At 24.9% G+C, this 4,729-nt stretch carries 3 protein-coding genes and 1 riboswitch; of the genes, 1 reads left to right on the top strand and 2 read right to left on the bottom strand.

What is annotated here, in order from left to right; translation table 11 throughout:
* Positions 1-137 precede the first annotated feature (137 nt).
* Positions 138-668: an SMI1/KNR4 family protein gene (locus Q0649_RS09940; RefSeq protein ID WP_298840979.1), complete on the top strand. Its 531-nt coding sequence runs from the start codon at positions 138-140 to the stop codon at positions 666-668.
* Positions 669-2,038: 1,370 nt separating this feature from the next.
* Here the strand turns inward: Q0649_RS09940 and Q0649_RS09935 are convergent.
* Positions 2,039-3,379 (bottom strand): HAMP domain-containing sensor histidine kinase, encoded by a 1,341-nt coding sequence (locus Q0649_RS09935; protein ID WP_298840976.1) that lies wholly within the window; start codon positions 3,377-3,379, stop codon positions 2,039-2,041.
* Positions 3,380-3,861: 482 nt separating this feature from the next.
* On the bottom strand, positions 3,862-4,113 hold the full coding sequence (locus Q0649_RS09930) for a DUF1413 domain-containing protein (protein WP_298840972.1): 252 nt from the start codon (positions 4,111-4,113) through the stop codon (positions 3,862-3,864).
* 171 nt (positions 4,114-4,284) lie between these two features.
* A riboswitch (cyclic di-GMP riboswitch) is annotated at positions 4,285-4,367 on the bottom strand.
* Positions 4,368-4,729 lie beyond the last annotated feature (362 nt).

The raw sequence follows: 4,729 nt of genomic DNA, 5'->3' as shown, positions 1-4,729 counted from the left end.
TACTGTATAGTATACTATATTTCTCTCTACGACAACTATCTTAACACATAGGGCAATCGCAATAATTATTGTATAATTAACTTTGTATTATTGCATAATTGTAAATATGATTAAATTTAATTAAGAAGGTGGACTAATTGCGAGATTATACAATAAAAAATATTCTTGATGGTTTAAAAAAGCGTTTGGACAATAATAATGAAACACTTCTTCAATCTACAAATGGTTATTGTTATACAGGTCAATGCACATTTAATGAACCCACAACAGATGAAGCTATAGACAAGTTTATAGCTAAAACTGGTTGGAGTATACCAGAAGAATACAGAGAATTTTTGTTAATACACAATGGTGCTTACTTTTTCTCATATGAATATGGGGGTGCTTGCGGCCTTAATAGTTTAGAGCAAATCATATTTGACAACGTAGCTCCTATAAGTAAAGACTTTTATCCTATTGGGTCATATTGTGATTTGGGACAAATTGTAATTAGTAGCAAAAGAGTAATGGAAGGTCGTAAAGATTATATGTTTCTATCAAGTGATGAAATAATAGATTTTAAATGCGATTTTAAAACCTGGTTTGATAGAATGATTATCACTGGAGGAATTAACTATTGGGAATGGAGAAGTAAAACTGTACCACTCGATACAATATTAAACGAATAATAAAACAAAATGATAATGTCATGAAATTTTAAGTTCACATCGTTTGTTATGTACCTATATATATCCTATATCCTCATTCTTACTTTAATACAATGAATAATATTAATATTATTTACACTATAATTATATTATTAATGGAGAGAAAGTATTATATGACAATAGAAATATATTTGTTCAACTTTTAGGGTTCAATTCAAGGTAGACAGATAAAATAATAAAAATCTGTTACTAGAAAGTGGATTATTTTTATCCCCATCATTAACAATTTTTTTATATTTTATATTTTATATGTATTTGATTAAAATAGTATCTTAAATAAAATGGTATAACTGTACAATAAAATATTTATTTAATTATACTACTATAAAGTTAAAGTTCGTTTGTTTTATATAGATGTCATAGAAGCTAGTCATTTAGGCAGAGTTCAAGTACAGGATAAATAACGAACTATATTTTTATGTATCTATGTTTGAGTATTATGAAACTGATAAAAGGAAGTTCACTTAAGAACTTCCTTTTAATATATTTATATATTTAATTTTTAATTAAGTAGAGTATAGTAATTTATTTTAATCAAATAAATTTTTCTTGTCTTATCACATATTCTAAAGACCTCTTATTTATAAATTTTACTAACCTCTAAAAACTTTAACAACTTAATTTGAAATATTGGACTATCCCCTTTCTACTAGCGATTATTTTACTTTATCTAAGGAGGGTTGATATCTTTGTGGAATTACTTCCACTTTTTCAATTAATTAAATTCTGTTGTTTTGTTTATGAGTTAATAATATCATAGTAATTTATATTTGTAAAGAACTATTTTTAATTAATAATAAATATTGAAACGTGAAATTTAATCGTGACTAATTATTAATATATATTGATAATAAAATGTAAGTGTTAAAGGGGAAGATTATAAATAATAAAGAGGAGTGTACTGTATTGAAAAGAAAATCTAAGCTGATTATTATATTTGTTGGTGACTACAATATCATGACGAAAAATTTAATAAGGATTTTTTCCGTTTTTGTAAGGGGATATGGAATTATTCTAAAACATGTAAACATATCATTCCTGTATTATGACCATATTTAAAGATTGTTTTACTTTGTATTCTTCATTTATTAAGCACGTATTGATATTCTGAATGTAACACAATATCAATTGAGTTACTTTCACTTTGAGTCTATAGGCTAGATTTTCATAAACAACAAATACTGTGAAACTTTATTATTTCACGGTATTTGTTGTTTACAGACTTATTATGCTGTATGCTTTTTACTATGTGAAATAAAAGAATATATTTAAAAATATATATTGTTAATGAGGTTGCTATTTAAATTAGACTATCTCTCTTTTTAATTAAATTATAAAGTAATATCTGAGAGCTCCAATTGCATGATTTCGTTTTTACTTGAGATTTTCTTACTACACATAACATTCCCTTGTTGTACAATTCTTGTAGGAAATATAACTGTAAACTTGCTACCTTTCCCAACTTCACTCTCGACATATATACGACCATTATGTAATTCCACAATAGACTTAACTAAACTCAACCCAATTCCTGTACCTTGTACATTTCTTGATAATGATTCTCCTACTTGTTTAAATCTATCAAATATTATATCTAAATCTTTTTTTTCAAGTCCAATTCCATTATCAGTGATGGATATTTCAACAAATTCATCCTTATTCTTAATATTTATAAATATTTCATCACCTTCATTTGAAAACTTTATAGCATTTGATAAAAGATTTAATACTATTCTCTCTATCTTTTCAGGATCACAAGCAATTATTTTTTCTTCTATATCCGTATCAAAAATAATATTTAATCCTTTAATTTCACTAAAGCTAGTTACAGACATCACTATATCTTCTACAACTTTGACTATATTATTATTTGATAATTTTAATTTAAAGAACCCCGCTTCAATTTTCGATGAATCCACTATATTATTAATAAGCTTAGTTAATCTATAGCAATTTTTCTTAATTGATCCTATATATTTAATAATTGAACCCTTTTTTTTATCTAATGAACCACTATCGCAATATGTATTAAATAACTGAGCCGCCGAATATATTACATTTAATGGTGTTTTAAGCTCATGAGATATATTAACAATTAATTCTTCCTGAGATTTCAATGCTTTTTCCATAATGATATTAGTCCTTACTTCAGCAGTAATATCGTGAGAAACGCGAATTACAAATTCAAGTTTATTGTCTTTGTTGAATATAGGTATACCCGTGTTATCTAAGTATTTTATCTTCCCTTTTCTAACTGACTTAAGTTTTAAGTTTTTAACTTTTTCTCCCTTAAGTGCTCTAGCAATACAGGTTTCTTCTAAAGACAGAACATTATCCTCAGAATCGTAAACCTCCATTTCGTTATATATTTCTTTATAATTCTTACCTACCACACAGATTTCGTTATTTATAGTATCACTTATCCCTAAGTATGTGCCATGTTTATCTACCATTACAATTTCGTCACCTAAACCTGTAATTATAGCTTTTAATTGTTCCTTCTGTTTAGCTATAAATTCATTCAGCTGTTTAATTTCATTACTTTGGTCATCAATAATTTTAGTATAAATACAGTAGGCGCATTCTTTTGTACTCTCATCAATAGATATCTTAGAATTAATTCCTAAGATATTTAATCTTTCAACAGATGTTCTTTTTAATAATTCTTTCATGATTTCTCCCCCAATATTTTTAATATACCTTATGTCATAATACGTTCTAATATCATAAAACAAGTACCTTTAAATTTATAGAATAGAGTGAATATTAAAATTATTATTATACTAATACAAATTATGTTGATTTTTATATTCATTATTAATGATGTATATTTATACTACCTATTTCAACAAAATATGTATTAAATTTACTTAATTGTTATTTGGTTATTTATGGTTTAATATATTTTACCATATATTAACTGGATAAGCTACTAGCTACTATCTTATTTAGTTAATAAACATACACATCATTCATTATTTACTTATTATAAATTTTAGTCATTCATTAATTAGATATTTTTATGACTAGATATCTGAAATTATAAGATCTGACTATTCAAAAGTAGTACTAAATACAAATAAAAAATACTATTAGATATAATCTATAAAAATAGATGCTATATCTAACAGTATTTTTTCATTTTTTACTGTCTCTATGATTTCCTATATTTTCGTTGGTTTTGTAATGTTTTCTCTATGTCTATAATGATTTTATTTCCTTCATTCTGTGAAAAGGCAAAAACCATAGAACCTAATTTTGATCTATTTCCTTTAGATATACGATTCCATTCAAAACCCCTAAAAAGGTCTTTTACTATAAATACTTCACCTTCTTCTATTACATTTAAGCTTCCTTTTACAATTTCAAATAATTCAATAAGTGATGTATTTAAATTAACTATCATATTTAAAACCTCCCAATAATAGTTTAACGCTAACTTTTTTTATATATAAAAATATATAATCCTTTTATTTTTAATGTAAATTTAAAAATTTTGTAAAAATATAAAACAGTAATAACTAAACCCTATATTAATCCTACAAAATAAAGGGTCAAAAAAAACCAATCTGCTTACACAGACTGGGTGGGTTGCACCATAAACTCCATACATTCCAGGTGCCCAATTACAGAATGTACTTCTTCATTTCCCTAATATATTCATATTTATATTTATATCATTAATGTAATGAGAATTAATGAACAAGCCTGGTCATTTGCAGATTTATTTATTGTTTTGTAAATTATTTTATAACTAAAACATTAGTGCTACCGTTATTTTTTTCTATCTTAGTGCATTTCATTTAAAATGCCTCTTAATATATCAATAACAATCTTAAGCTTATCTTGTCGTAAAAATCTTCGCATTTATTCTATCATAAAGTATCTCTCCTTTATTATGTTAAATAATTAAGCTAATAAAATATATATTATCATTTAACAAAGTTACCCAATCTTAACTGTTTAATTACTCTCCCTTTAATATCGGTCAATATATATTATTATTTATAATAATAAATAAA

The sequence above is a fragment of the uncultured Clostridium sp. genome (assembly GCF_937920395.1).
GTDB lineage: Bacteria > Bacillota > Clostridia > Clostridiales > Clostridiaceae > Clostridium_AD.
The sequence above is the reverse complement of the archived record's forward strand: the minus strand, read 5'-3'. Positions and strand labels throughout refer to the sequence as shown.

Coding starts and splice junctions, on each gene's coding strand:
- Q0649_RS09930 (WP_298840972.1), bottom strand. CDS start 4,113: ATGATAGTTAATTTAAATACATCACTTATTGAATTATTTGAAATTGTA.
- Q0649_RS09935 (WP_298840976.1), bottom strand. CDS start 3,379: ATGAAAGAATTATTAAAAAGAACATCTGTTGAAAGATTAAATATCTTA.